The sequence below is a fragment of the Fictibacillus sp. Mic-4 genome (assembly GCF_049843615.1).
GTDB classification, from domain to species: Bacteria; Bacillota; Bacilli; order Bacillales; family Fictibacillaceae; genus Fictibacillus_A; species Fictibacillus_A gelatini.
Genome location: NZ_JBBHZM010000016.1, coordinates 18,860 through 45,111 on the forward strand (window position 1 = coordinate 18,860; position 26,252 = coordinate 45,111).

The window sequence follows — 26,252 nt, forward strand, 5'->3', positions numbered from 1 at the left end:
CCTATCAAAATGTATAGACTGATCACCACGCCCAGCCTATTTTTCTACGATTTTTTCTTCTATATTTGGGATATGTCCGAACTTTTTGGAATCGGCAGCTGATCGGGACGGTCTAAACGATCCAGCGATTGCCCTGTCGTCCGAGGTGCAAGGATCGCCACATCCAATATGACAATGATCATCGCCGCGGCTACAATCGTAAACATGACCGTTGCCCCGGAGCGCTCCAAAACAGGCAGCAAAACAAATGGCATTAATCCGCTCATTAAACGGCTGATGCTGTAAGCGCCTCCAGAAGCCGTTGCGCGAACCGCTGTCGGGAAAATCTCCGCCTGTAATGTATGATAAGCATTTGAAAAGATGTTGCTTACGATCGTGTAAATAAATCCTGCGATGACGATCAAGGAAGACGAATCTGCCACGCCGAACATAAGGCCAAATACGCCCATGAAAAACGCCGAAAGAACGACAAGCCATTTCCGGTCAATCCGGTCGATTAGCGGAACGGAAAGCAAAGACCCTAACGGATATCCGATGAATGATAACGCAACATACTCAAGGGAGTGTGTAATTGTATAACCCTTTGAGGCAAGGACGATCGGTGCAAGCGTACCAAATCCGTAATAGCCGATCGTTTGGAAAATCTGAAAAATATAGAGCATCACTGTACTGGTCAAAAAAGGCTTTTTAAAAAGCGCGGAAAATGGCAGCTTTTCATAAGATTCTTGTTGATGGATGATCATGCCCGGAACATGGCCAACCTTTCGTTTTTCACCAAGCTGCTGGATGATTTCCTCCGCTTCATGGAGCCTACCTTTCGATGCTAACCATAATGGGGATTCGGGCAAATGGCGGGCTCCGGCAAATACAACGATTGATCCGATTGCGCCAATCACAAACATCCATCTCCATCCATCGATCCCTAAAGGAGCTAACGGAACGAGAGTACGGGCCAAAAATCCCTCAATAGGAATGGCGAGAAACGAGAGTGTATACGCCCAGGCAATGAATTTCCCCCGTTTTCCGGCTGGTATAAGTTCACTCAAATAAGTGTCGCATAAAGCGGGCTGCGCCCCGAGTCCAAATCCCGCAATAAATCGAAAAAGAATGACGAAGCTTACGTTTGGACTTATCGCAATTAATAATGATGAGAGCGAATAAATCGTTAAGTTCACAATAAACACTATTTTACGTCCGTAACGGTCAGCAGCCCGACTTAGAAACAGCGCCCCGAAAAACATCCCTAAAAAACTGGAGCCAAGCAGAAGCGGCATAATGCTTGAATGAATATGGAACTTTTCTTCTAATACGGAAGCTAGCACACCCGCTAAAAACACCTCAAAGAATTCAAAAAACAATCCGACTCCAATTAGCGCCGTCGCCCTTTTATGGGTTTTGCCAATTGGAAGCTGATTTAAACGTTCCCCAATTGCTGTTCCCACAACGTTCCCCTCCCATTTCAAGTTTTCCTCCAATGATGAATGTTTCCTATATAACCCCTGAATCTTTTAGTTCTTTATATTTTTGCTCCGTTATTCCTAACGTTTCTTTAAGCACCTCTTCGGTATGCTCTCCCAATTTCGGTCCGGCCCACTTAATGCTGCCGGGAGTTTCGCTGAGCTTTGGAACAATTCCCGGCACTTTCAGTTTCCCTAATTGGCCTGCCTCGACTTCGCAAATCATGTCTCTCGCCAGAAAATGCGGATCTTTAAACATATCCTCAACACTATAAATGGATCCCGCCGGAATATCGTATTGATCTAGAATACGCAATGCTTCTTTCAACTCTCTTTTGATTGTCCAGTCTTCTATGATGCGGTCAAGAAAGTCGGCAAATTTCGCCCTTCCGTCATTCGTGGCAAATCGTTCATCATCCCGCAAATCAGGTCTATCTAATGCCTCCATCAGCCGCTTAAATATGCCATCACCGTTTGCCCCGATGACAATGTATTTCCCGTCCTTGCACTGATACGTATTCGATGGCGCGATTCCAGGCAATGAGCTGCCCGTCCGCTCACGAACAACGCCAAATTTATCGTATTCAGGAATAGAGCTTTCCAATAAACTAAAAACCGACTCATAGAGTGCGACATCGATGTATTGCCCTTCTCCTCCCTTACAATCTCTGTAATATAGGGCCATTAGCCCGCCCATAACTGCATACAGGGCTGACACGGAATCGCCGAGGCTTACCCCGACCCTCGTTGGCGGACGATCAGGGAACCCTGTTAAATGGCGCAATCCGCCCATTGCCTCGCCAATGCTCCCAAACCCCGGCTTATTCCGATAAGGTCCGTCCTGGCCGTAGCCGGAGACACGCACCATGATGATTTTCGGATTGACCTTTTTTAGATCCTCATAGCCAATTCCCCATTTTTCTAAGGTTCCTGGTTTGAAATTTTCGATGACTATGTCAACCTCTTTAGCAAGTTCACGGATCATTTCCTGCGCTTCACGTTTCGATAAATCCATTGAAATGCTTTTCTTGTTTCTCGATTGGACGTACCACCAGAGGGAAGTCCCTTCATGTAAATACCTCCATTTGCGAATCGGATCACCCTTTTTAGGAGGTTCGACTTTCAAAACTTCTGCGCCAAAATCAGCCATCAGGCGGCCGGCAAAAGGACCGGCGATTAAACTCCCTAATTCTAATACCTTCACTCCATTAAGCGGTCCGCCCTTAAGGCTCGTTTTTTCCGTCTCCTTATCTGGCATTTTCCCACCTCTCCCCCATTACCTGAATTCACGAAATTTTCTTTACAATTTGTACATCCATTATACATAATAGATGTATTGAAAATCATTGAATATTTATAATGCTTGTATTGAAAAATTTTAATAAGTGGGGAGCATCATGGAACTTAAATGGATAAAAACGTTTATTGCCGCTGCAAAAACAGAAAATTTTCGAAAGGCATCAGAAGAACTGTACATTTCTCAATCATCTGTAACGATCCATATTCAATTGCTGGAAAAGTATTTGAATTGCTCGCTTTTTCAGCGAGAAGGAAAAAAAGTAAAGTTAACGGATGAGGGGAAATTCTTTTTGCCTTACGCGCAAAAATTAATCCACATATCGCAAGAAGGGATTCGAAATTTAAATCGTTTTAAACAGGGTTTTTCAAGAAAATTGACATTGGGCATCTCCCCGTTCATTGCGGAATTGTCCATTCCATCCATATTGAATCAATATGTGCAGGAGCATCCTGAGGTGGAAATAGAAGTTCAGCTCTTAAAATCAAAAGATATCATCCCTGCTATTATGGAAGAGAAGGTGGACCTTGGCCTTTCAAGGCTGCATGTCCATTCAAGCGAGTTAAGCTGCAAAGTATTAGCCGAGGACCGGCTCGTGCTCGTTGTGCCGCCCGCTAAAAGCGCTGAAGAAAAAGAAGCGGTGAGGAATCCTGGCAAGCTTTTCGAAAATAAGCTTCTCTTAACGCATAATCATCCCGAATATTGGGATCGTTTGCTTTCCCAAATCCATAGCCGGTATCGAAACGTGCGGACAATGGTCGTATCACAAGTGGGTGTCACCAAACGGTTTATCGAAGAAGGTTTGGGCATCTCCTTTCTTCCGGAAATCGCAGTCAGAAAAGAAGTTCAGGAAGGGCGGCTTCTTTCCATAGAATGCCCCGAATTTGAACTGCCGACAATGAAAACATACGTCATTATGAAACACGGAAACTCACAGGGGGAGCATTTTCTCAAATTCCTGTCGCAGTTTTCGATTTCTTAAGACTGGCCAAATGAAAAAACTAGTGCCCCTTTTAGAAAAATAGTTTTCAGTATTTTTAACAACACCTCGTTAGATCTGTGAAATGAGGAAAAACGATCACGAATCGTTACATCATTTAAAATGAGTTCGTTCTCGGACAACAAATGCTCTTATTTGGACAATAAGTCATCCGGTTTAGACAATAACATCTTACTTTTGGAAAATAAGTGAAAAAACTACTCATTTTATTGTCCGACACAGACCATTGATTGTCCGATAGAATCGATTTATTGTCGGAAATCCACTGTTTATTGTCCAAATGCCATGAAAATAGCACCACACTAGAGAAGTTTGCTTCTATTTTTTTATTTTTTTACAGACGAAAATGGATTCTTGAAAATAAGAGCTTTCTTAGCTGAAAGGGCATTAGCCTACTTTCATTCAAAGTAGGCTAGTCTCCCTTTAGCTAATAGAGAATTTCCCTTCATAATGGATCTTCCCGTTTTCATCGCGAATTTGGACGGTCATTTGCCCATTTTTAGGATCTGCCTTGAGTACGCCAAAGTTGAAGAATCCTCCTTCTGCGTAAAGCCGTTTTGGCCCGAATGTCGAATCCAGTTTAGGAGGCTGAATCGTTACCGCTCCGATTGGCCCACTGACCAATTCCCGGTAATCGACTGTACCGTTATGATCCGGATCATACTCGATCATATCCGCAAAATGAACATCGGTAGTGACAAAGTTCACATTTTTAATTTTGTTTTTCAAAATAAAATCGGAGATCTCTTTGAACTCATGCTCGTAGCCTGTTTTATCGTTCGGATCAATATGATCGCCGTTGGCCCACCCGTCTCGCGCGTTTGGTTTGCCCGTCGGAGTCGAAATGGGCACAGAGGAAGCGACGAGCTTAATTTTTGCGTCCGAATGGAGCAATTCTTTTTTCAGCCATTGCAATTGCTCTTTTCCTAACATCGTTTTGTCTGGACCGTCCTGTTTCGTATTCGGATCGCGGTACCCCCGGTTATTTAAGATGATCAAATCGAGGGTGTTCCCCCATGAATATTTGTAGTAAAGCTTTTCCGAATCACTCCGCTCTTTTTGGATCGGCCAGTAGTCTTTAAATGCCTTATAGCCGGTTGAAGTGAGCGGGTTAGACGGCCCGGAGAAATCGTTTGACACTTCATGGTCATCCCAAATGGCGTATGTGCTCGTCGATTGAAGCAATTTTCTCAAATTTGGATCCGTCCGATTCTCTTTATACTTCGCCCAGAAGTCTTCCATTGTTTTCGATGGAGCGTTTGGCACGGCAGGCGTCGGATTGTCGGCATAGATCGTATCGCCGCTGAACAGGAAAAAGTCAGGATGCAAATCCGCCATCGCCGAGAAGGACTTAAATGGGGGGATGTTTCCCTGGCCTCCCGTATCTCCACCCCAGACAATGGTTAAAGGTTTTTCCGTATTTTCAGCAGGAGCCGTTTTAAAGCTGCCCGTCGCGGAAAAAGAACCTGGAAGTGCCGCCGCCCTGTAATAATACGTCGTGTCCGGATGTAAACGATCCACTTTAACCTGTGCTGTAAAATCATGTTGCCTGCTTGCCCCTGCGATTTTCTTTATTGATTTCTTAAAAGAAGGATCCTCCGCCACTTCAAAAAGTATCGCGGACGGCTTGTTTGCTCTTGTCCAGAGCACAGCGGATGTTGAAGTGATTTCACCGCTTGCGACACCGTGCGAAATGTACGGTTTTTTCTTTAGTGAGAGAAGCTCATCCGGAAAATTGGTGAACATGCCATCTACGCCTAAAGACAGCTCTTCTGCCATCTCTTCTTTCGTATTGACGGTGTATGGATGAACGAGCAAGTGGCTTCTATGTGCTTCCTGCATAAAAGTTGGTGTGACAAGCGCTTTATCAGGACCGACACCTTCTGCGTATTCAGCCGCTTTATTCAATTCATTTTTAAGGTTTTTCCCTTTTAACATGCCAGGCGAATAAAGCTGAATGAGCGGAATATCCTTTGGTGCGATTTTTTGCAGTATTTTCAAACTGTCTTCACTAAATGACTGAAGCATCACTTTGTCTTTTTTCAAATAACCCGTCTTTTTTAAAATTTGGACGAGTTTCTCTTCCATTCCCGGGTACACGTCAGGCGCTTTCGTTTCAATGTACAATTTCGCATGTTTGTTTTTCTTTCCGATGAAGTGGATCGCTTCTTCAAGTGTCAATATTTTTTGTCCTTCATATTGCTTTTTGGCATGCTCCGGGTAGGCCTTTTTAAACCAGGAGCCGGCATCAAGCCGCTTAATTTCCGCAAGAGTAAAATCTTTCACAAGCCACGGAGAACGGTTAGGGAATACTTCTTCAGCGTTCGTTGTGCGCGCAAGGGAAGAATCATGGATGGCGACAAGATGGCCGTCTTTTGTCATATGTAAGTCAAGTTCCACAAAATCAGCTTTCATTTGAAGAGCCATTTCATAGGCGGCTTTCGTATGCTCCGGGGCATATCCGGAAGCGCCGCGATGGGCGATGGTCACGACGGAACTTGCAATCGGCTGAAGCGCAGATTGCGGATCGGCCTCTTTAGCTGCTACCCGCTTATCTGATGTGACTCCAGTAGCCAGACTAACCGAAAGAGCCAGCGATAACGGAAGGAACGCTCTCTTTTTCACGATTTCTCCACTCTCCTAAATATGTAATGTAATCAACCATCTTCAGTATAGAGAAGTGATATAAACTGATAGTAAAAGAGAATTGGAGGTTTTGTTAAAAAAAATAGGAGAAAAGGATGATTGAAGGCGGGGTAAACAAGGAAAAATGATCACGCCACCTCATTATTCTTTAAAAAAACTCGGTTCTCTCTTCTTGAACTGAGCTTTTTTGTAAAAATTCATTGGAGGCTTTTTGCTAATTTAACTACTTCATCTTTGGAAGTACTGTGGTTTTCATTTAAATCTACTAGTTGTAAAGCATAATATAAATCATCTTTTTTCCATGTCAGCACTTTAAATTTTGGCGTTTCATCATACTTGCCCTTAATGTTTTTTTCTATCTCAATGTATTTTCTCGACTTTACCATGTCATCAAACATAGGGAAATTAGCGATTTCAAATGTCACCCCATCATTTTCCTTTTGATCCGAATATTCGGTTGTTACTAATAATGCCGTTTGACCTTTTGGCTTACCTTTCATGTTTTTAAAATCTTTTACGAAAACAGTTGGATTTAGTTTAAACCTGGACTTTGATGAAAGTGTTTTTATTTCAAATGGGACGGCATTTCTAACATCTTTTAAACTTCCTTTATAATATGTTACAGTTTCTCGGTTTTCTTTTACCATCTTTTTATTCTCAAGAGTCAATTTATCTGGTTTAAACTCTTGATTCATATATCCGAACAATATTCCCAAAACACCTAAAATCAGCAAACCCCTTAAAAAGTAGTTCAAAGTCTCCCCTCCTGTTGTTTTTTAAGAATAAAGTGACTTTTTTCTGTGCCTAAAAAAGGCGAAAATTGCTATGGCCCGCTATCTCAATCCTTCATTAGCGAAAGAATACCTTGAATAGGGAAAACCTTCCTGTACTTTAGGAAGGTTTTCCACTCTCACTATTTTACGCCTACAGCGTCATATGCTTTTGTCACAGCTTGAACGGCTGCCGAATTTGGTCCATATAAGTCGGTCGCTGCTTGAATGGCAGCCTGGCGCATCATTTTGAAGTTAGAGGTGGACGTTAAATATTTGGAAACCGCGCGATAATAGATTTGTTCGGTCGCTTCTCGCCCAACCCCTTTAACGGTCACTCCGTAGTGCGTGCCGCCTTCAGAAATCAGGTAAGCCGCTTTATTATTGATACTACTATTAATATGGACGCCGCCATTGTCCTGCGTTCCTTTATAAAGCTTGCTGTAATGATCCGGGTATCCTTCTGTAGGCTTCAATGGATTTTTAATCGAAGCCGGGTCACTCATTGAACGAAGCGGCTTTCCAGAAACGGAAACCTCTTCCCCAACGTCCCAGTTTTTCCGTTCGACCATTGCGCCCATTATATCGGATAACGACTCATTAAGCGCTCCTGATTCGCCCTGGTATTCCAAATTCGCCGTGTATTCTGTTACCGCATGTGTAAGTTCATGTCCAATAACGTCAATGCCTGATGAAAAATTGGAATAATTAATTCCGTCACCATCGCCATACATCATCAACTTGCCATTCCATGCTGCATTGTTCCATTTGTTTCCTACATGAATGGCCGAGATCATTTTTGCGCCTTTATTGTCAAAAGAGTTGCGATCAAATGTCTTTTTATAATAATCGTATACTTTTTCAGCATTCACATGGGCATCAACCGCTGCAGAATCTTTAAACATTTTGCTTTGACTTGTGATTTCCTGTCCAGTATAGCCTAAAAGCTGCGACAAAATATTAAACCAGAATTCATCAAAATTTTCCGCATCATACGTGTTAATTCCATTTCCGCGCGTTTGGTCAGCCAACAAATATTTTCCATCTGCTTTTTGCGAGATTTCAAAGACTTCTTTATTTCCTTTTGCGCCGTAGCCATATCCAGTCATCTCGTCAATGGCATTATATTTATTAATAATCTCTCCATTCGTCGCGTCGACGAAGTAATGCCAATATCCCGGTTTTGGATCAGACAAAGAAACTTTCACGAGATAGGCAAGATGGTCTTTTCCATCATGTTGATAAATATATAATTTTTTGCTAACACCATCAAAGTGATCCACTTCCCCCACTTGCTTCTCAATGTCTATTGTGGCGACTTTTTCAGCATCTTTTTCTGAGATTGAAGCTGTCGTAGAGACATCCTTATCTTCTAAATCCGGCACAACTTGTCCAAAGAAAGATGTTACTTGATTATTTTTATCCAGAGAAATCGTTTGATCCGAACCATAAATCGGTACACCATTCAATTGTTCGACAAGGCGGAAGTGATGGGTGCCTGTTTTCTTATCTGCAACTTCTTTCACCACTTTAAAATTTTTCTTCATATCTCCGTTTAATTTCAATTGCTTGCTTTTGTGCTTAAGGCAGGCATACGCCACTTCTTTTTTTGTTAGCCCTTTTGGTGCCTTCCAGTTTTCGATCATGATAGAAGGAGTGGCATATTTTTTGTTGTACTCCATTTTGCTTTCTTTTGCAAAGGACATTGTTCCTCCTGTGGCAAATGCCCCCAGCGCAATGGATAGAGCAAATGTCGAAGAAGCCAATTTCTTTCTCAAATGAACTCACTCTCCTATAGAAATTTTTTAGACTAACCACTTTTCGAATTTCTTTTGAAGGCTATCAACCTATTATTTTTCTTCGCCTTCGGTTTGCGTCGCATTAAATGTCCACTTTAATTTCAAATCATCGCCCTGAAACACGTTTTGATCTTTCCCGTTATCGACGAATTCAAATTGAACCCATAAGTCATTGGATGCCCCGGGAGCAAGACCGCCCTTTTGTTTCCATAACGGGTCAATAATATCCCTCTGCACAACATCAGGTTTCATGTTTTTCAGATTATAGAGCGTCGTTTCATAAATCGGTTCAGTTTCTTTATCCCAGTTCCACAAAAATTTCACTTTAATATGCTTGCCGAGATCTTCAGAACCGTTGTTCCCTTTCACATCTCCTACTGAATATTCGGTTTTCAAATCGACGGTTTTAATTTTTAAGGTGCCGCCATTTGTCAACTTAAAGTCACGCTTCATCGTATCCCCTGGCTTAAGGTTACTTACATCGATAATCGTTGATGGATCAAGCGACAAATCCAGCGTACCAGCAGCAAAGGTGTTGTTCGTCACTTCTGTGTCGTTAAAATAGGCATACGTCCCTCCCCCAATCAAAGACAGTCCGAGTGATGCTGTGATCACGCTTAGGCCCAGCTTTTTTTTCAAGTTCATCCTAACTTCCTCCCCATTCATTGTTTTTATGGAACTCTTATGTATTAACTAAAAATGCATAAGAGATAATCCCTTAAATGGACTGGCTCGTTTCTCTTGCAAGTTTTTTCTTGTTCTCATCGATTTCTCTGATCGCGCTGTACATCGAAACAACTGAATAGATAACAAGAAAAATTCCCGGGACGATCATTAAAAGGGCTGAACCCGTTTTCGTATTCGCATAGTTTAATAGATAACCAATGTAAGGTATGGTGAAGTTTACATATTTACCAACGGTGTTTTGTGAAAGAACGAGTTCCCTATCCGCCGCATTGTTGTTGTCCCCTTTTGTTTTGTACATTACTTGCCCGTTTACTTTTTGAACGTCAATAATCCGGTGTGTAATCAATTTATTGTTCTTTTCACGAAATGTAATGATATCGCCTTTTTTATAGTTTTCACCATCGGTTTTAGGCTGTATGGCAATAATCGAGCCTGTCATAAACGTCGGCTCCATCGATCCTGAAAGTACGGTCTTAACTTGATAGCCCATGATCGTCGGCTCTCCGCCGCTTGCTTTCGCCGAAATGACCACAACCGAAAGACAAATGAAAACGACAATCATGATAATAGAGACGAAACCGCTTGTAAGCTTCAACACTTTCTTCATTTTTAATCCCCACCCAACTTTTTATAGAACAAATTCGTTCTTTCAAAAGAACTTATATATGCTATAGTAAACTTCTATTCCCAAAATTGTAAATTGGGGTTATTTGTTGCTAAGTTTAAATTGTTATCCATAACGGGGCTTAGATAAAACTATTAAAAGTACATTCTATTGACATAGCGCCCTACTTTAATCGCTTCTAAAAGCATTTAAAAATCCCCCATTTTTACGGAGAATCGACTTTTTTCGCAAAGTTGCAATAAAACGTGTCGAAAAAATTTCGGTAAAATAAAAAAAGCTTCGTTTTACCATCCTTCTAAACGAATAGGTCTTTTGAACCTGTCTCCAAAGATTTCCACAATGTATAATGAAAGAATAAAAAATAAAGGAAATAATAACAGTATTTTCAATCTCTAAGATAAAAACAGGTCTTTTTCAAGGGGGGATTTCTTTTGCATGATGGGAGAATCATTAAATTTTATCGGGAGAAGGCTAAATTAACTCAGGAACAACTCGGAAGAGGCATTTGTTCTGCTACACACATTAGCAAAATTGAACGAGGATTGACGGAATTTTCTCCCAATCTTGTCAAACTTCTAGAAGAGCGGCTCGGTATCAGCATTAAGCAAGAAAAATACGTTCTTTCCCAAATTAAAGAAAAGCTATATTGCTGGCATGAAGCAATCATTATGCAAAGATCACAAGAAATCGAAACGATCAAAAATGAACTTGACAATGAACCGTTAATCGTCATTTCTGACTATCAAATTCTCTACAACATCCTTCAGGCAAGATACTATCTTCTGCATCAAGATGATATGAAAGCCTTCACCATCATAAAAAAGCTACGCAAAAGACACAAAAGGCTACCGCCATTTGAAAGAAACTTTCTTCAACATGTCATCGGGATCTACTTCTTAAAGAAACAAGAATTTCAAAATGCTCTAGAAGCATTAAATGCGATCAACTTTAATGAATACCAAAACGCAGAGTATTATTTTCACCTGGCGATCGCCTATCATTCTAATGCTCAACATATGGCCTATTACTATGCGGAAGAGGCGCTGCACTTTTTCAAAAGAAGCAATAATTTTTTAGGAATTATTGATGCAGAAATACTAATATTAATTCTTCAACAAGGGGACTCGGATAATAATTTTGAAGAGAGGCTGAAACGATATAAACTGCTGATAAAAAGCTGCGACCTCATGTCAGCACATGCGAAAAAGGCAAGGGTCTTTCATAATTTAGCGTATGAGTACTACATAAGAAAAGAATATGAGAAAGCAAGCAAACATTATAAAGAATCGATGAACCTTAAGAAAAAAAATTCCGGAAAATACTTAATGTCTTTAGAAGGATATTTGCGAAGTTTAATAAAAGGCCGACTAAAAAACAATGATGAACTATTAGAACTTGCGACCGAGGGATTGACGATTGCCCGGGAATTGAAAGATCCGCTATATATTTACCTTCTTACACTTCCGCTATTTTTAATCAAAAACGAACAGGACCAGTACTTTCACTATTTAAGCGAAAAAGCGCTGCCTTTTTTTAAAACGTATGGCCACACGTTCTTAGCCGAACGATCTGAAAGAGAACTTTTTGATTATTACTCCAAAACCGGGCAACTCCATAAAGCGCTTAGCATCGCGCAAACGTTGATTGCTAGATAGGCAAAACCGATCCGGTTCAAGACCGGGGCTTCTTTTTGAGAAAAATGTTTTTATGCCCTTTTAGCGTTGCAATGAGCAGCGGAACGGTAATCATGATCATGGCGGCCAAAATTGTAGCAGTTATATAGTATTGTCCCCCTGGCGCGTAGCCGTAAATGTGGAATAAATGAATAGAAAAGATGAACAAACCGGCCAAAAACAGCTCAAAAATAAATGCAAGAATGAAGAATAGCATATAAGGAATAATGATTTCTGGATGAGATACATGTTTTAACGTCAATCCCTCCCAACAGAGATTTAACCGTTTATTTATTTTCTCCAATTCATCCACCATCCGAATCTTTTTGTATATAGTATGTCCAAATGTACAGTTTTTTTCCTGTAAAACCTATTTTTTTGGTTTAGCTCTCAAACTTTGTAGTATACTATAACTAACAGTTAACGTTAACGTAACTTTTTCGATCATTTTCGGAGGTGGAAGAGATGTTGCGAGTGAAAGATATTATGATTCAGAATGTCTATACTGTAAACAAAGATGATAATGTGCAAACGGTTTTGGAGAAATTCGCAAAATTTCGGATTAGCGGAATGCCGATCGTGGATGATAACTATCATCTTGTTGGATACATCAGTGATGGAGACATTATGCGCTTTCTCGGTAAACATGTCGACAAAAGCTTTTCTTCCTGGATTTCTCTTTATGCCTATTATTACGCGGTCGACCCGAAAAGACTGGACGATGAAACGCCCACGGGCGAAGAAAAAGACGAATTTAAGCGCAATTCGCTTCACGTTTTCAAAAAAAATGTGTTAGATGTCGGAGTCAAAAAGACGGTAACCGTAAAGGAAGAAGATAGTCTCGTTCATGTGGCGAATGTGCTTGCAAAACGGAACATTAAAAAAGTGCCTGTCGTTCGCGATCAACTGCTTGTTGGCATCATTAGCCGCGGAGACGTCGTCCGCTCTGTCGTTAAAAATTTTGTTACAATGGAAGAAAAGTAGTATCAGGTTACATAGCGGGGGCCATACTTCCCGCTGCGTAACCAACTTCTCAATATAGAAGAGGAGTGCTGGAAATGAGTGAAACATTTTATTCTGTTGATGATGTCAAAAAAATGCTCGGCATTACCGCAAGAACTTTGCGATATTATGAGGAGATTGGCTTAATCTCTCCCTCCAGGCGAACAGCGGGAGGACATCGAATCTATGATGAACATGTTCTTCGCCAGTTAAAGCATATTTTACGGATCAAAGAAAATCTTGGCCTTTCTCTTGACGGGATTCACCGGGTATTAGTGATGGAAGCTTCTTTAGAAGAGCTAGAAAGTACGTATAAGAAAACAGGTCTGACAGATGAAAAGCTAGAGATTTTAGACGAAGCAACAGAACTGCTTCAAGAAATTATCAATGGAACGCAAGAAAAAATAGAAAAGCTGCGTGTCATTGAGCAATCCTTTTTAAACCGCCTGAAAAAAGCGGAGCAGATGAAGGAACAATTGCTGCAAGAACCCATTCACGAATAGTGGCTGGGTTCCTGGCATTTGTGAATATAAAAGGCTTAAGTTCGTTTATCTCTTTATAAACAGATTCAAACGGTCACAATGCGTTTTTGCATTAAATAGATGTCCTCCCCGCCCCGCTCACACCTTTGCAAAATGGCCTCTTTGTCTGAGCAATTCACGATAGAGTTTTGGATTCTTTTCAAACGGCGCTCTTCCGTGCAGCCAGAACGTATTGTTGATCATCACCAAATCTCCAACCGGAAGCGGCAGGGCAATTGTCGCAGGACTGTTTTCCATTGAATCGGAGAGTTCTTTTAAGTAACTCGCTTGTTCCAATGTTTGCGGGTAAGCGAATTGGTCTATGAAACAAATGCAAGGCTTTCCGTTTTGCTCATAAAAGGTTTGATTGTAAACGGTTTGTGTTACATTTTTACTTGCCGGCGCTTTGTATTCGATTCGGGTTGTTGCCAGCGGATGGTTAGCAAATTTCTCCAGTTCTTCCCAATCGTCGAGATGAAGCAAGCGGGACTCTCCGCCAACCGCATTTTCTTCCGCAAACTTCATCATAAGAAGCCAATCAGTCGGTTCATCTACAAATGTCCCATCGGTATGGAGCGTAAATAGCCGATAAGCCTGGCGCAAATACGAATCGCTATCGTCCGTATCCTTAACGGAAAACCTGGCATAATACGTGCCGCTCATCGCATCGAAATTCACTCCGCCGACAAGATGTGTCAATGCGGTTGAAAATTTAATATAATCCTCGACCTCTGTCGTTTGGTTTTGCATCCCGATCGTGAATCCGCCGGAATTGCGGTCATGCAAGATTTCCCGGATGTTTTTTGCAAATGTTTCTCCAAGAATCGTTTCTAAACGCTTTGCTAAAATCAAGCGCATATAAGGGACATATTCAAGTTGCTGGCTATTCACTTCTTCATTTCCGGCTAAAAACAAATCGAGCGCTTCGGATTTAAGTTCAATGTGATAAAGGCGATGATGATGCGGATGTTCCTTTACCTCAAATGTTTCATACTTTCCTACAAATGACTTCACTTTCTCTTGAACCATACTCATTGTTCCTTCCTCCTTAAATCTTTAATCAGCAACACACAAACGCTTTAAAGGGAATAAAAAATAGCCAGCCATACCATTCCAATGGAAATGATATAACTGGCTATAGTCTACTAACGGCTTCTTGGCGGAAGTCCGATAGACTTTACAGTTATTGTTATTTTAAATTCAAGCGTCTGCATTGCTGTTACTGAAAGGGGCTGCCTTTCTAGTAGCAATGAATTAGTTATATTCTATGAATTTAATGTTCTCCTGTCAATACATTTTTTCGATAATTTTAAATGTTTATGAAAAGAGTGGTTTACGCTTTGCCGGAAGAACCGAATTCGCGCATCTTGCCAATCACAGTCGCTTTAATCGCATCCCGTCCTGGCCCGATAAATTTGCGTGGATCATATACGCCGGAGTCAGCACTTAATACTTCACGCACGACTTTCGTAAAGGCAATCTGGTTTTCCGTGTTGACATTGATTTTTGCCGTTCCTAATCGGATCGACTTTTGAATTTGATCGGTCGGAATGCCTGTACCGCCATGTAATACAAGCGGCAAGCCGGTTGTATGGCAAATTTGTTCCATTTCTTTAAAGCCCAGTTTCGGTTCGCCTTTATATGGCCCGTGGACAGAGCCTAATGCAGGCGCAAGACAATCAATTCCAGTGCGCTTCACAAGCTCTTCACACTCATTCGGATCCGCGTAGATCACCCCATCCGCAACTACATCATCTTCCTGTCCGCCTACCGTTCCGAGCTCTGCTTCAACCGAAACGCCGCGTTCATGGGCATATTCAACGACCCGCTTTGTAATGGCCACATTTTCTTCAAATGGGTGATGGGAAGCGTCGATCATGACAGATGTAAAGCCAGCATCAATCGCAGCCTGGCATTTTTCAAAACTGGAGCCGTGGTCTAAATGAATCGCTACAGGCACTGTCACTTTCATTTCTTCGATAAGCGCTGCAGTCATGGCAGTCACGACTTTAAAGCCGCCCATATAACGAGCCGCACCTTCAGAAACGCCGAGGATTACCGGCGATTTCTCTTCCTCGGCCGCTGCTAAAATGGCCTGAGTCCATTCCAGGTTATTAATGTTGAACTGCCCTACCGCATACCCTTCTTTTAACGCTTTATTTAACATTTCTTTCATTGAGACTAAAGCCATATGATTCTCCTCCTATAAATTGAAACGGTCAGTATTGTCTATTTGGCGACAAGGACATTAAATGTCCCAGATAGACAAATTACGTCCCATAAAGTTTATAAAAAAGCTATTGAACTAAATTTCAAAGATTGGTTTTCTTGATCTACATAATGCCTGGCATTTTTACTCTTCCTATATCGATAGACTTCTTGCCAGATGATAAACGGACATATCAACCCGGTGCTTGTCCTTTGCCGCTTCAGCGAAAGGTAAATGAATCAATTGGCCCTTTTTCCAACCGACCATTACCCCTTTTTCTCCTTCTACTAATAAATCAACGGCTTTTGCCCCCATCTGGCTGCCCATCATGCGGTCGTGCGCAGTGGGAGAGCCTCCGCGCTGAAGATAACCAAGCACGATTACTCTTGTTTCAAGACCGGTTTTCGTTTTAATTAATTGGCTAATATCCTCGGCTTTACATACCCCTTCGGCTACGACGATAATGCTGTGCATTTTCCCCCGCTGGTGTCCTTGCTCGATTCGGTCAACAATATCATCAATGTTATAGGGTGATTCCGGGATGATGATCGATTCAGCGCCGCCGCATAAACCGGCCCATAAAGCGATGTCTCCCGCCTCACGTCCCATCACCTCAATGATCGAAGTCCGTTCATGAGAAAAAGCGGTATCGCGAATTTTGTCAATCGCATCGACAGCCGTGTTAACAGCGGTATCAAAGCCTATGGTGTAGTCCGTACCCGCAATATCATTGTCAATCGTTCCTGGAATGCCGATCGTCGGAAAGCCTTTCGCGGTTAATTTTTCCGCTCCTTTAAAGGAACCGTCTCCTCCGATGACAACGAGCCCGTCAATCTCCTTTTCTTTCAGCTTTTCTAGTGCACGCTCTTGGCCTTCTTCTGTCTTAAACTTCTCACTCCGTGCGCTTCGTAAAATCGTTCCTCCGCGATGAATAATATCCCCTACGCTGCCAAGATCCATATGAACAAAATTGCCTGCCATCAATCCATCGTAACCATTCTTTACGCCATACACATCAAGCCCTTTAAAAATGCCTCTTCGAACGACTGCGCGAATGGCAGCATTCATTCCCGGAGCGTCACCCCCGCTTGTCAAAACAGCGATCTTCTTCACTATATTTCCTCCATTCCAATTCTTTGTTTTAAAGTATGGGCATTTTTCAGTTGAAAAAATCCTTGCATTGCTTTAAGAAGTCAGACGTCTAGCGATAAGTTTAATTATAGGAATAGTTGAACGGATTGTAAATATTTTTGCAATAGAATAGGTCTGGCAGAAAAGGAATTTGTAATAGTTGAAGGAGGTTTGACCAATGAAAAAAGACAAGAAAACAAGTATTGAAATTGAACGACCTACGATTCGCGAAATTGAAACCGATACCCCCCATCCAAGAATTAACGATGATGATGAATTTAAAGCAATTGTGAATGAAAATTAAACGGTTTAAAAGAAAAAGACGGGCACACACTAAAGGCCCGTCTTTAAACTTTCAAAAAGCTCTCGGCAAATCATTGACTTCATAAGCAACGCGAATTCCGGACTCAATTGCCCCCTGGATCCAGGCATGCGTTAAAGTTGTATGTTCTCCGGCAAAATGCACTCTTCCTTCCGGCAAGGCAATATAAGGGTAAAGCTCTGTTTCCTGCCCCGGTTCAAAAGCGGTAAACCCACCGCAAGAATATGGATTTCCCGTCCAGCTGAACGAAGTCCCTGTTTCAAACTCTTTATAGACTTGATCCCCAAATAACTGAGCCATGTTTTGAAGGGCATGCCGAACGCGTTCATCGTTTGATAATCCTTCCCAAGTTAACGCTTCATCCGCCCATGTATAACTGGCAATCACAATGGCGGGCCCGCTTGAGCCGATCCCGACGCTTGGATAATAGGAAAACCGAATGGGCAAATCCGTTATCGACTTTCCGCCATATTGACCGTACTTTTCCCAAAACCTGCTTTTAAATTGAAGCCCGATCTTTGTCGATGCCATATAATTCAGTTCACGAATCGCTTTTCTCTTAAAATAGGAAAAAGATTGGTATGGCTGAATTTGTACAAATCTCATTAGAGAAAAAGGGATGGTGACAATGGCAAGATCACTTGTGATTGTGAAATTCTGTGACGTTTTCTGATCGTTCGTATAAATGGTTACACTCGTCTGGTCTTGAACGATTTTCGTCATCCATTGCCTGAATCGAATATCCTCTTTTAATTGCGGGAGAAACGCGTGCGGCAGCCGATCCATCCCGTCTGTAAGTTCATAAAACTTGCTTTTATATGCAAATAACGGCATTTCTCTCAATACTTCAAGAAAGGACATTCCCATATAAGCTTCCAGATCAAGAAGGACACCGATCATATCGATTGCCCCATCTGAAAACGTCGTTCCATATTGATAATGATAGGTGCTCAAAAATGAACCTAACGAATAGGTGCCAAATTCTTTTTGGACTAAAAGCCAATTTTTATGAGGATCTTTACGTATAAAATCAAGAATTGGCTTGATGGCTAAAAGCAAAAGTTCTTCTGATGATTTTCCCATTTCATTTGGGAAAATGGGAAAGTTTAATATGCCCGGATTTTTTTCATAATGATCGAGTCTCGTTTTTATACCATTGACGTAAATCAAATCCACTGGCGTTCGATTAATAAATTCATTGACGGGCAATCCAAATTTTTTAATATAGGCTAAGGTCAAATAATGGCTGTCGGGAATCCGCATGGCCCCTGCGTTAAAATATAGCCCACTGCTAAAAGGCGAGCGAATGGTGTAAACGCGCCCGCCCACTCTTTCTGAAGCTTCCAGAATCGTGACACTGTGTCCCGCTCCTTTTAATAGAGAAGCCGCAACAAGCCCTGACATTCCCGCGCCAACAACGGTGATGCGTTTTGGAATTCGCGATTTTGGAAGCCCTTTTTCGATAACCGACAGCATTTGAGCGGGTGTTAATTGAGGAAGCATGTGAGCAGTCATACCGTTCTCCTTTAATTCACCCGAAGGATGATTCTTATTGTTATCATCCTATTCAAACGGGATGGCCGTTATGTTGAAAGTACACATTCGGAAGCGAATAGCAATTAAAAAACTTCATATAAAAAAACCAGCTCTTTCGCCAGAGCTGGTCATATGCTTTACACCTCAACAACTTCGTGTGACTTCAAAAATTCAATGATTTGCTCTTTTGGCCTGAATCCCGTTATCCGGTCAACAAGCTGACCATCTTTAAAAAGTAGCAACGTCGGGATGCCAAGCACTTGTTGCCGGCTAATGAAGTCCTCATTATCATCGGCATTTACTTTAACGATTTTTACCCCTAATTCTTCATGGATCTCTTCAAGAATCGGGTTGATCATTCGGCATGGACCGCACCAAGGCGCCCAGCAGTCAATGAGCACGGTTTTGCTCGTTTCGATTTCCTTCAAGATCCCTTCTCCATCGGCATGCAATAAACCCATGTGACTCTCTCCTTTTCTTTAGCGTTGACAATAGTATATGGCGCATTTTAGAATAAGTAAAATTAATGTTTTAAATTTACAGCATAAGAAAAACTAATTCCAGGAGAACTAACGATGACATTATTTCAATTGGAAGTTTTTTTAACAGTCGTTGAAACGAAAAGCTTTACAAAAGCCGGAGAACAAATCGGCCTTTCACAGTCCGCTGTCAGCCAGGCCGTTGCAGCTTTAGAAACCGACTTAAATGTTAAATTATTAAACCGGAATCGCAAGGGAGTCAGCTTAACAAAGGTCGGAGAGCGAATCACGGGTCTTATTCGGGAACTAATGGCCATCAAAACTAAAATCATCAATGAGGCAGCCGGTATCACCGAACTTGAAACAGGGACGATCCGCATCGGAGGTATATCAAGCATGTCTGCAAAATTATTGCCTGGGATGATCGGCTCATTCAAGAAACGATTTCCCGGCATTGAAGTCATTCTTTACGAAGGGAGCTTTGAAGAGCTCCGAAACTGGTTAAAGCTATCGGTCATTGATCTTGCGGTCGTCTCGGAAAACATGCAAGAATTCGACTTTGTCCCGCTTGTCCAGGACAAAATGGTCATTTTTTTGCCTGAAAACCATCCGGCAAACGGAAAGGCTTCCCTTGAGTTAAAAACGATCGCCCATGAGCCTTTTATTATGCCGAAAGAATGCGACCGGGTGCTTCGCTCCATCTTTAATGCACAGGGATGTGCGCCGAACATCCAATTTGAAGTCAGGGACATTGCGACCATTTTAGCAATGGTGCAAGAGGGCGTCGGGAATACGATTTTGCCAGAAATGGCGATCCCCGCGACATTGCCGAAAGTCTCCGCCTCCTATTTGAACCCGCAAGTGTATCAAAATGTCGGCCTGGCATTTCGCGCTTCAAGGTATACGTTGCCGGTCGTCTCTGCCTTTATCCATGAAGCGCAAGAATTTACGAAAGATTTATCACTCAAACTATTCAACAGCTACCATTCCGTCATTGTAAAAAAAGAAAATTTTTGATTCTCCGGCTACGCCCTTTCCTCCAGCAATTTTGAAAGAAGCGGCAGAAGGAGCTTGCCGAACTTTTGAACGGAAAAAGTTGGAGACTTCTGTTTTTTATACTGGTTGTTCACAAAATCAAGAACAGATGGGGGGATTTTTCGTGAAGCGATTAATGGATAGTACAATTGATACCCTTCCTTTAAATGCTCCCATCTTCGGTCATTTCCCGGGTTGACATATTCAGAGACGTCAATCAGCTTCACGTGGTCACCTTGAAGAATAATATTTTTTAAATGAACGTCGCGAGGATTCAAGCCAACATGACGGGCATGCTCCATCGCCCGATCTACTTCATCAATCACGTGTTTCGGAATTTCAATTCCTCGAATTAAACAGTCATACAAATTGATCCCTTTTTCATTGCTGATGACAATATAAGACTTTCCCGATCCATAAAAACGGGGGAAATATGGGCTATCCTTTAATAGCCGGTACGCTTTTTCTTCATTTTTCCGCTTTTCTTCCCTGCCAATCGCATAAACTTTAAACGCATATCGCGGAAATTCGTCATGGACGAATACGGCTGCATCCGTTCCCTTGCCGATGCATGTCAATTCGGAAGGGGCTTCTTTGACCCGGACTATACCATTGTCCTCAGTGGCTTCAATTTTTATGCGTTGAATGAGAGGAACGACCTGCCGCCAATCCATTGGCATACACCCTTCCTAAAAAAAATCCTTTGTTTCATGAAATATTAAAACGTGAACATTATTTTAGCCTTCTGTTTGAAGTTATAGTCATATTACGTTCAAAACAGGAAGAGGTTTCATGTTTTTAGAAGGTCGGAAAGAAGAACTAGCCGGGAAATTCGTTTTCCCGGCTAGTTCAATATCCTTTATTTAATTCAGCAGTTCGCATTCTTCCGCAATCGTCGCTTCTTCTTTTTCGTTTAAAAGAGATTGAATCGCCCTATAAGCGCTTTTAACTTCTTCCCCTTCAATGATCACAAGAAAATCACGGCCACGGAGGTTTAAAATAAATGAAACCAACTTCGTCATACTTTCTACTATGCACGTTTCCTTATTCTTGTAAACATAAACCGTACAGTCTTGATACTGCTGGCAAATCTCATGGAACTTTATGATCTTCGGCAGTGGAATTGAACTGGAAAGCACTTTAAACGAAATAATGTTGTTCATTTCATCACCCCTAGCTTTTGCTGTGAACGTCTGCTTACTATTATTGTGACATATCCTTGTCCAGAATTGTACGGGGTGATTTTGTCGGAAAAGGATTTGTTTTGCGGAATCACCGTTCGCCAATTTATTGCATCCATTGACGTTCAACAATATTCAATTTTAAAGTTCCAAGAAAAAAAGGAGTTTTTGGTAAGCAAGCGAAATAATCATTATTCTGAATTTAAGGAGGCAAAGAATGTATCGGTCATTGAACGACTTTTTCCAATCCTGGCACTACGAGGCTAAAGCCACGAAGAAAGTGCTCAACCAATTAACTGACGAGTCGCTTGATCAAGAAGTCTCTCCGGAGAATTGGACATTGGGACGGATCGCATGGCACACCGTGACTGCAATTAAAGTCATTTCATCACAGGCGGGACTTACCTTTGAGGCGCCCGATAAAGACTGGCCCGTCCCTCATTCGGCTGAGTTTATCGCCAAAAGTTACGAAAAAGTTTCTGATGCCTTTATTCAATCGCTGAAGGCTCAATGGACGGATCATGATCTGACTGAATCCATCAACTTTTTTGGACAGCAAATGCCAAAAGGAGTGCTTTTACTTTACTTAAATCAGCATCAAACCCATCATCGCGGGCAAATGACGGTTCTCATGCGGCAAGCGGGTTTAACCGTTCCCGGAATATACGGCCCATCAAAAGAGGAGTGGGCCGTATTAGGCATGGAAACGCCAAAATCTTAAAAAAATTCAATATCAATGAACGACCAACAAAACCATTGCCATGTGATTGGGCGATGGTTTTTTTATAGTTGACTTCTCTACCTGGTTTGGACCAGGCAAAGAGCGGCTGTACATCTGGAACTGCCTTGTGTTCGTTAACACACCGACTCCAAAATTTGTGCAGCTTTCCACATCGGTAGGCAAAACGTAGCGAAATCTTCAGAAATCTTTTAACGTTTTGTCTAATGAAAGCGCTTATCACAGGGACTATAATGAACTCAAAACGTTAAATCCGGGAGGTTTTACAATGACTGTAACAAAAGATGTACAGCTTCTAAAAAACTATATTGGTGGACAGTGGGTCGAATCGGCCGGCAAACAGTCAGAAGAAGTTCCAAATCCTGCGACAGGCGAAGTGATCGCCCGTGTCCCCATTTCCACAAGAGAAGATTTGGACAAAGCCGTCGCTAGTGCGAAAGAAGCGTTTAAAACATGGAAAAAGGTCGCCGTTCCAAAACGCGCTCGCATCCTCTTCCGCTTTCAACAGCTCCTCGTTGAAAACTGGGAGGAACTAGCTGAGCTTGTAACGTTAGAAAACGGAAAAAGTTATGGCGAAGCTTACGGAGAAGTACAGCGCGGGATTGAATGCGTTGAATTTGCCGCAGGGGCACCGACTTTAATGATGGGCACACAACTTCCTGACATTGCAACCGATCTTGAATCCGGAATGTATCGCTACCCAATCGGCGTCGTTGGCGGGATCACGCCGTTTAACTTTCCGATGATGGTTCCTTGCTGGATGTTTCCACTCGCGATTGCATGCGGAAATACATTTGTCTTAAAGCCGTCTGAGCGCACGCCGCTATTGGCCAATCGCCTCGCTGAACTCTTCAAGCAAGCAGGGCTTCCTGACGGCGTCCTTAACATAGTGCATGGGGCTCACGATGTCGTAAACGGCATTCTTGAACATAAAGATGTGGCAGCCGTATCTTTCGTTGGGTCCCAGCCGGTCGCCGAGTATGTTTACAAAACTGCCGCAGCTAACAGAAAACGAGTACAGGCGCTTTCTGGCGCGAAAAACCATTCCATCGTTCTCCCGGACGCCGATTTAGACAATGCGGTTAAAAATATTATCGGCGCTGCATTCGGTTCTGCAGGCGAACGCTGTATGGCGGCATCTGTTGTCGTCGCCGTTGGAGACATAGGCGATGAATTAGTCAGCAGGTTAAAACAAGCAGCGGATGAAATCAAAATGGGCAATGGCATGGATGAAGAGGTGTTCCTTGGACCAGTTATCCGCGATGCGCATAAAAAACGGACGATCGATTACATTGACATTGGTGAAAAAGAGGGGGCAACTCTTGTCCGTGACGGCAGACGTGAAGGAGACAACGAAAACGGCTACTTTGTCGGTCCTACCCTTTTCGATCACGTAAAACCGGGAATGAAAATTTGGCAAGATGAAATTTTCGCCCCTGTTTTATCCATCGTTCGCGCCAATAGCCTTCAAGAAGCCATTGAAATTACAAACCAATCCGAATTCGCGAACGGCGCCTGTCTTTATACCGATAGCGCAAAAGCGATCCGTGAATTCCGTGAAGAAATAGATGCAGGCATGCTTGGCATTAATATCGGGGTTCCTGCGCCAATGGCCTTCTTCCCATTCTCCGGCTATAAGAAATCGTTCTATGGCGACCTTCATACGAATGGACGCGACGGAGTAGAATTCTATACACGCAAGAAAATGTTAACTGCAAGATATTAACAAAATTATTCTAGCAATCTTGTGGATTGGAATCGGCGAATCGCCGATTCCGGTTATCCATACGTGAATAAAAAGAACGGAGTTGATGATCATGCAAGCGACTGACCAAACGAAAGAGCTTCTGGCAAAGGACGCGAAGTACCTCTGGCATTCGATGAAAGGCTCCGCACCCAATCCTGCTAATCTCGTCATCCAAAAAGCAGAAGGGGCATGGGTGACCGACAGTGACGGAAACCGCTATTTAGATGGAATGTCCGGCCTCTGGTGCGTCAATGTCGGCTACGGACGAACCGAACTTGCTGAAGCGGCGTACGAACAACTTAAAGAAATGCCCTACTTCCCATTAACCCAGAGCCATGTTCCGGCAATTAAACTGGCTGAAAAGCTGAATGAATGGCTTGGCGGCGATTATGTCATTTTCTTCTCTAACAGCGGCTCAGAAGCGAATGAAACCGCATTTAAAATTGTCCGTCAATACCACCAGCAAAATGGGGATCATGGACGCTATAAGTTTATTTCCCGCTACCGCGCGTACCACGGCAACTCGATGGGTGCGCTTAGCGCAACCGGCCAGGCGCAAAGAAAATATAAATATGAACCGCTCAGTATGGGATTCATTCATGTCGCACCGCCTGACACGTACCGAAATCCAGAAGACGTTCATACCCTCTCAAGCGCCGCTGAAATCGACCGCGTCATGACATGGGAATTAAGCGAAACAATCGCTGGAGTCATTATGGAGCCGATCATTACGGGCGGCGGAATCTTAATGCCTCCTGACGGCTACATGAAAAAGGTAAAAGAATATTGCGAGAAGCACGGCGCACTCCTTATTTGCGATGAAGTCATTTGCGGATTCGGACGAACGGGCGAGAAGTTTGGCTTTATGAACTATGAGGTCAAACCTGACATCATTACAATGGCAAAAGGAATTACGAGCGCCTACCTCCCGCTGTCCGCTACTGCCGTCAAACGGGAAATTTATGAAGCGTACTCTGGAAGCGGCGCATATGACCACTTCCGCCATGTCAACACATTTGGCGGAAATCCGGCCGCCTGCGCCCTTGCCTTGAAAAATCTCGAAATCATGGAAAATGAAAAACTAGTAGAACGTTCAAAAGAGTTAGGCAAACGGCTATTAAATGAGCTTGCCGAACTAAAGGACCACCCGGATGTCGGCGATGTTCGCGGAAGGGGCCTGCTTATCGGAATTGAGCTTGTAGAAAACAAAGAGACGAAGGAACCGGCATCGATTGATAAAATGAACAAAGCTATTGGCCTTTGCAAAGAAAAAGGGCTCATTATCGGAAAAAACGGCGACACTGTTGCTGGCTTCAATAACATCCTGCAGCTCGCCCCGCCATTAAGCATTACCGAAGACGACTTCTCCTTCATTGTTAAAACAATAAAGGAAAGCTTTGCCCAATTATAGGTTCAGATAAAACACGTTTCCTCTCCGAAACGTGTTTTTTTCTTGATTCATTTGGCGTTAGATAAACACCCTTCAAGCAATGTATAAATTTGCTAATAGTTTGGAATAGATCCGTCATTTGTTTTCTTTGACAACGCGGTAAAACATGAAATGTGGATCGAAATGAAGGCAAGGCTCCGAAACGTTTTTCGAACACACACAAAAGAAATGGAAACATAAAAAGAGCGGGTAATATCCGCTCTTTTTATGTTTCCACCGACCCTGATTCTATCAAACAATGAAAATGATCAAGAAACCGTACATCAGGCTCTGGCTTGAGGAAACAAGTGTTTTTGTGCCTGGAGCCTTTATTTCGTTTTTATCGTTCCCGTTCCCCGGACCCAATAGCCGTCATGTGGCTTTGAAATGATAAAATAAACAGGTGTATTTTTATCATGTCCAAATGGCCCGACCGTTCCTCCGCATTCCGGTATTTTCTTTTTTGCCAATAATGAGTCACGCCCCCAGGAAACATTATGTTTTACGGTTACTGTCATATAGTGGCCTTTCCTGCATTTGACAGAATGGAACGTAATTGTTGCATCATTAAACGTTTTCAGTGTCCGGTCTTTGCTCCTTAAGTTCGTGTCAAAATCATAGACAAAGGTGTCAGAATATGCGAGAGCGCTAGATACAGGCAAAAAAACCAGAACAAAAACGAACATCGCAATCAATGGCAACTTCCATTTCATCATGTCAATTCCTCCTTCGCTTTAGTTTCATCGACTTCTAAATTGTAGCCTTTTGGAATGGTTTCGTGAATGGTTCTATGTAATCAAATTTAATTTTGGGAAGTGAGCCCTTGTGCTTATAACCTTTTATTAAATCACATGCTTATTTTACAATTTGTCAAAAAAACTGCGATTAAAAGTTTACATTATGACTAGTGTCTGTATTTTTAGAATGTTGTAAAATTAATGTTACTATAGTAGTAGCACTTCATTTT

At 42.4% G+C, this 26,252-nt stretch carries 25 protein-coding genes; 9 read left to right on the forward strand and 16 right to left on the reverse strand.

Annotation, left to right across the window (positions count from 1 at the left end; genetic code table 11):
• Nucleotides 1–59 precede the first annotated feature (59 nt).
• Together WD019_RS11820 and WD019_RS11825 are read right to left on the reverse strand one after the other, a co-directional pair.
• Nucleotides 60–1,442, reverse strand: coding sequence for an MFS transporter (locus WD019_RS11820; protein WP_425711624.1), 1,383 nt, complete (start codon nt 1,440–1,442; stop codon nt 60–62).
• Nucleotides 1,443–1,488: 46 nt separating this feature from the next.
• Nucleotides 1,489–2,715 (reverse strand): CaiB/BaiF CoA transferase family protein, encoded by a 1,227-nt coding sequence (locus tag WD019_RS11825; protein WP_425711625.1) that lies wholly within the window; start codon nt 2,713–2,715, stop codon nt 1,489–1,491.
• Nucleotides 2,716–2,854: 139 nt separating this feature from the next.
• Here WD019_RS11825 and WD019_RS11830 point away from each other — a divergent pair, with 139 nt between their 5' ends.
• A complete protein-coding gene (locus WD019_RS11830) occupies nt 2,855–3,736 on the forward strand; it encodes a LysR family transcriptional regulator (protein WP_026676314.1) in 882 nt (293 codons plus the stop codon).
• Nucleotides 3,737–4,177: 441 nt separating this feature from the next.
• Here the strand turns inward: WD019_RS11830 and WD019_RS11835 are convergent, their stop codons facing one another.
• From WD019_RS11835 to sipW, 5 genes are all read right to left on the reverse strand, one after another.
• Nucleotides 4,178–6,379: a glycerophosphodiester phosphodiesterase family protein gene (locus WD019_RS11835; protein WP_425711626.1), complete on the reverse strand. Its 2,202-nt coding sequence runs from the start codon at nt 6,377–6,379 to the stop codon at nt 4,178–4,180.
• Between the two features lie 218 nt (nt 6,380–6,597).
• Nucleotides 6,598–7,155, reverse strand: a complete 558-nt coding sequence (locus tag WD019_RS11840; RefSeq protein WP_425711627.1) for a hypothetical protein — start codon at nt 7,153–7,155, stop codon at nt 6,598–6,600.
• Between the two features lie 158 nt (nt 7,156–7,313).
• Nucleotides 7,314–8,948 (reverse strand): M4 family metallopeptidase, encoded by a 1,635-nt coding sequence (locus tag WD019_RS11845; RefSeq protein WP_425711628.1) that lies wholly within the window; start codon nt 8,946–8,948, stop codon nt 7,314–7,316.
• Nucleotides 8,949–9,020: 72 nt separating this feature from the next.
• The gene (locus WD019_RS11850; protein ID WP_026676319.1) at nt 9,021–9,614 is read right to left on the reverse strand and encodes a CalY family protein; all 594 of its coding nucleotides are present in this window, start codon (nt 9,612–9,614) and stop codon (nt 9,021–9,023) included.
• A 73-nt stretch (nt 9,615–9,687) separates the two neighbouring features.
• The gene (sipW, locus tag WD019_RS11855; RefSeq protein ID WP_425711629.1) at nt 9,688–10,263 is read right to left on the reverse strand and encodes a signal peptidase I SipW; all 576 of its coding nucleotides are present in this window, start codon (nt 10,261–10,263) and stop codon (nt 9,688–9,690) included.
• 449 nt (nt 10,264–10,712) lie between these two features.
• Between sipW and WD019_RS11860 the strand changes: the two genes are divergently transcribed.
• Complete coding sequence (locus WD019_RS11860) at nt 10,713–11,936, forward strand: helix-turn-helix domain-containing protein (RefSeq protein WP_425711630.1); 1,224 nt, start codon at nt 10,713–10,715, stop codon at nt 11,934–11,936.
• Nucleotides 11,937–11,952: 16 nt separating this feature from the next.
• Here WD019_RS11860 and WD019_RS11865 read toward each other — a convergent pair whose 3' ends face one another.
• Nucleotides 11,953–12,216 (reverse strand): hypothetical protein, encoded by a 264-nt coding sequence (locus WD019_RS11865; RefSeq protein ID WP_425711631.1) that lies wholly within the window; start codon nt 12,214–12,216, stop codon nt 11,953–11,955.
• Nucleotides 12,217–12,419: 203 nt separating this feature from the next.
• Here WD019_RS11865 and WD019_RS11870 point away from each other — a divergent pair, with 203 nt between their 5' ends.
• Both WD019_RS11870 and WD019_RS11875 read left to right on the forward strand, forming a co-directional pair.
• A complete protein-coding gene (locus WD019_RS11870) occupies nt 12,420–12,938 on the forward strand; it encodes a CBS domain-containing protein (RefSeq protein ID WP_425711632.1) in 519 nt (172 codons plus the stop codon).
• Between the two features lie 74 nt (nt 12,939–13,012).
• Nucleotides 13,013–13,459, forward strand: a complete 447-nt coding sequence (locus tag WD019_RS11875) for a MerR family transcriptional regulator (RefSeq protein WP_051291471.1) — start codon at nt 13,013–13,015, stop codon at nt 13,457–13,459.
• A gap of 117 nt (nt 13,460–13,576) precedes the next feature.
• Here the strand turns inward: WD019_RS11875 and glaH are convergent, their stop codons facing one another.
• The 3 genes from glaH to pfkA all read right to left on the reverse strand — a co-directional run bounded on the left by glaH (nt 13,577) and on the right by pfkA (nt 16,799).
• Complete coding sequence (glaH, locus tag WD019_RS11880) at nt 13,577–14,512, reverse strand: glutarate dioxygenase GlaH (RefSeq protein WP_425711633.1); 936 nt, start codon at nt 14,510–14,512, stop codon at nt 13,577–13,579.
• 298 nt (nt 14,513–14,810) lie between these two features.
• The gene (locus WD019_RS11885) at nt 14,811–15,668 is read right to left on the reverse strand and encodes a class II fructose-bisphosphate aldolase (RefSeq protein WP_026677948.1); all 858 of its coding nucleotides are present in this window, start codon (nt 15,666–15,668) and stop codon (nt 14,811–14,813) included.
• A 171-nt stretch (nt 15,669–15,839) separates the two neighbouring features.
• Nucleotides 15,840–16,799 (reverse strand): 6-phosphofructokinase, encoded by a 960-nt coding sequence (gene pfkA, locus WD019_RS11890; RefSeq protein ID WP_026677947.1) that lies wholly within the window; start codon nt 16,797–16,799, stop codon nt 15,840–15,842.
• 196 nt (nt 16,800–16,995) lie between these two features.
• Between pfkA and WD019_RS11895 the strand changes: the two genes are divergently transcribed.
• Nucleotides 16,996–17,121: a hypothetical protein gene (locus WD019_RS11895; protein ID WP_281172190.1), complete on the forward strand. Its 126-nt coding sequence runs from the start codon at nt 16,996–16,998 to the stop codon at nt 17,119–17,121.
• Nucleotides 17,122–17,172: 51 nt separating this feature from the next.
• On the opposite strand, the gene WD019_RS11900 is transcribed toward WD019_RS11895, so the two are convergent.
• On the reverse strand, nt 17,173–18,642 hold the full coding sequence (locus tag WD019_RS11900; RefSeq protein ID WP_026677946.1) for a flavin monoamine oxidase family protein: 1,470 nt from the start codon (nt 18,640–18,642) through the stop codon (nt 17,173–17,175).
• 170 nt (nt 18,643–18,812) lie between these two features.
• Nucleotides 18,813–19,136, reverse strand: a complete 324-nt coding sequence (gene trxA / locus WD019_RS11905) for a thioredoxin (RefSeq protein WP_026677945.1) — start codon at nt 19,134–19,136, stop codon at nt 18,813–18,815.
• 114 nt (nt 19,137–19,250) lie between these two features.
• Between trxA and WD019_RS11910 the strand changes: the two genes are divergently transcribed.
• Nucleotides 19,251–20,171 carry a LysR family transcriptional regulator gene (locus tag WD019_RS11910; protein WP_051291470.1) on the forward strand — a complete coding sequence of 307 codons (921 nt, stop codon included), beginning with the start codon at nt 19,251–19,253 and terminating at the stop codon, nt 20,169–20,171.
• Nucleotides 20,172–20,179: 8 nt separating this feature from the next.
• Here WD019_RS11910 and WD019_RS11915 read toward each other — a convergent pair whose 3' ends face one another.
• Nucleotides 20,180–20,863 (reverse strand): serine/threonine protein kinase, encoded by a 684-nt coding sequence (locus WD019_RS11915; protein WP_154657975.1) that lies wholly within the window; start codon nt 20,861–20,863, stop codon nt 20,180–20,182.
• 189 nt (nt 20,864–21,052) lie between these two features.
• Entirely contained in the window at nt 21,053–21,352 is a 300-nt protein-coding gene (locus tag WD019_RS11920) for a hypothetical protein (RefSeq protein ID WP_051291469.1), read from the reverse strand.
• A gap of 235 nt (nt 21,353–21,587) precedes the next feature.
• On the opposite strand from WD019_RS11920, the gene WD019_RS11925 reads away from it, so the two are divergent.
• The 3 genes from WD019_RS11925 (at nt 21,588) to WD019_RS11935 (ending at nt 25,267) form a co-directional block, all read left to right on the forward strand.
• Entirely contained in the window at nt 21,588–22,091 is a 504-nt protein-coding gene (locus WD019_RS11925) for a DinB family protein (protein ID WP_026677943.1), read from the forward strand.
• Between the two features lie 286 nt (nt 22,092–22,377).
• Nucleotides 22,378–23,835 carry a CoA-acylating methylmalonate-semialdehyde dehydrogenase gene (locus WD019_RS11930; RefSeq protein ID WP_425711634.1) on the forward strand — a complete coding sequence of 486 codons (1,458 nt, stop codon included), beginning with the start codon at nt 22,378–22,380 and terminating at the stop codon, nt 23,833–23,835.
• A gap of 91 nt (nt 23,836–23,926) precedes the next feature.
• The gene (locus WD019_RS11935; protein ID WP_026677941.1) at nt 23,927–25,267 is read left to right on the forward strand and encodes an aspartate aminotransferase family protein; all 1,341 of its coding nucleotides are present in this window, start codon (nt 23,927–23,929) and stop codon (nt 25,265–25,267) included.
• A 347-nt stretch (nt 25,268–25,614) separates the two neighbouring features.
• On the opposite strand, the gene WD019_RS11940 is transcribed toward WD019_RS11935, so the two are convergent.
• Complete coding sequence (locus WD019_RS11940) at nt 25,615–26,001, reverse strand: hypothetical protein (protein ID WP_026677940.1); 387 nt, start codon at nt 25,999–26,001, stop codon at nt 25,615–25,617.
• Between the last annotated feature and the right edge of the window lie 251 nt (nt 26,002–26,252).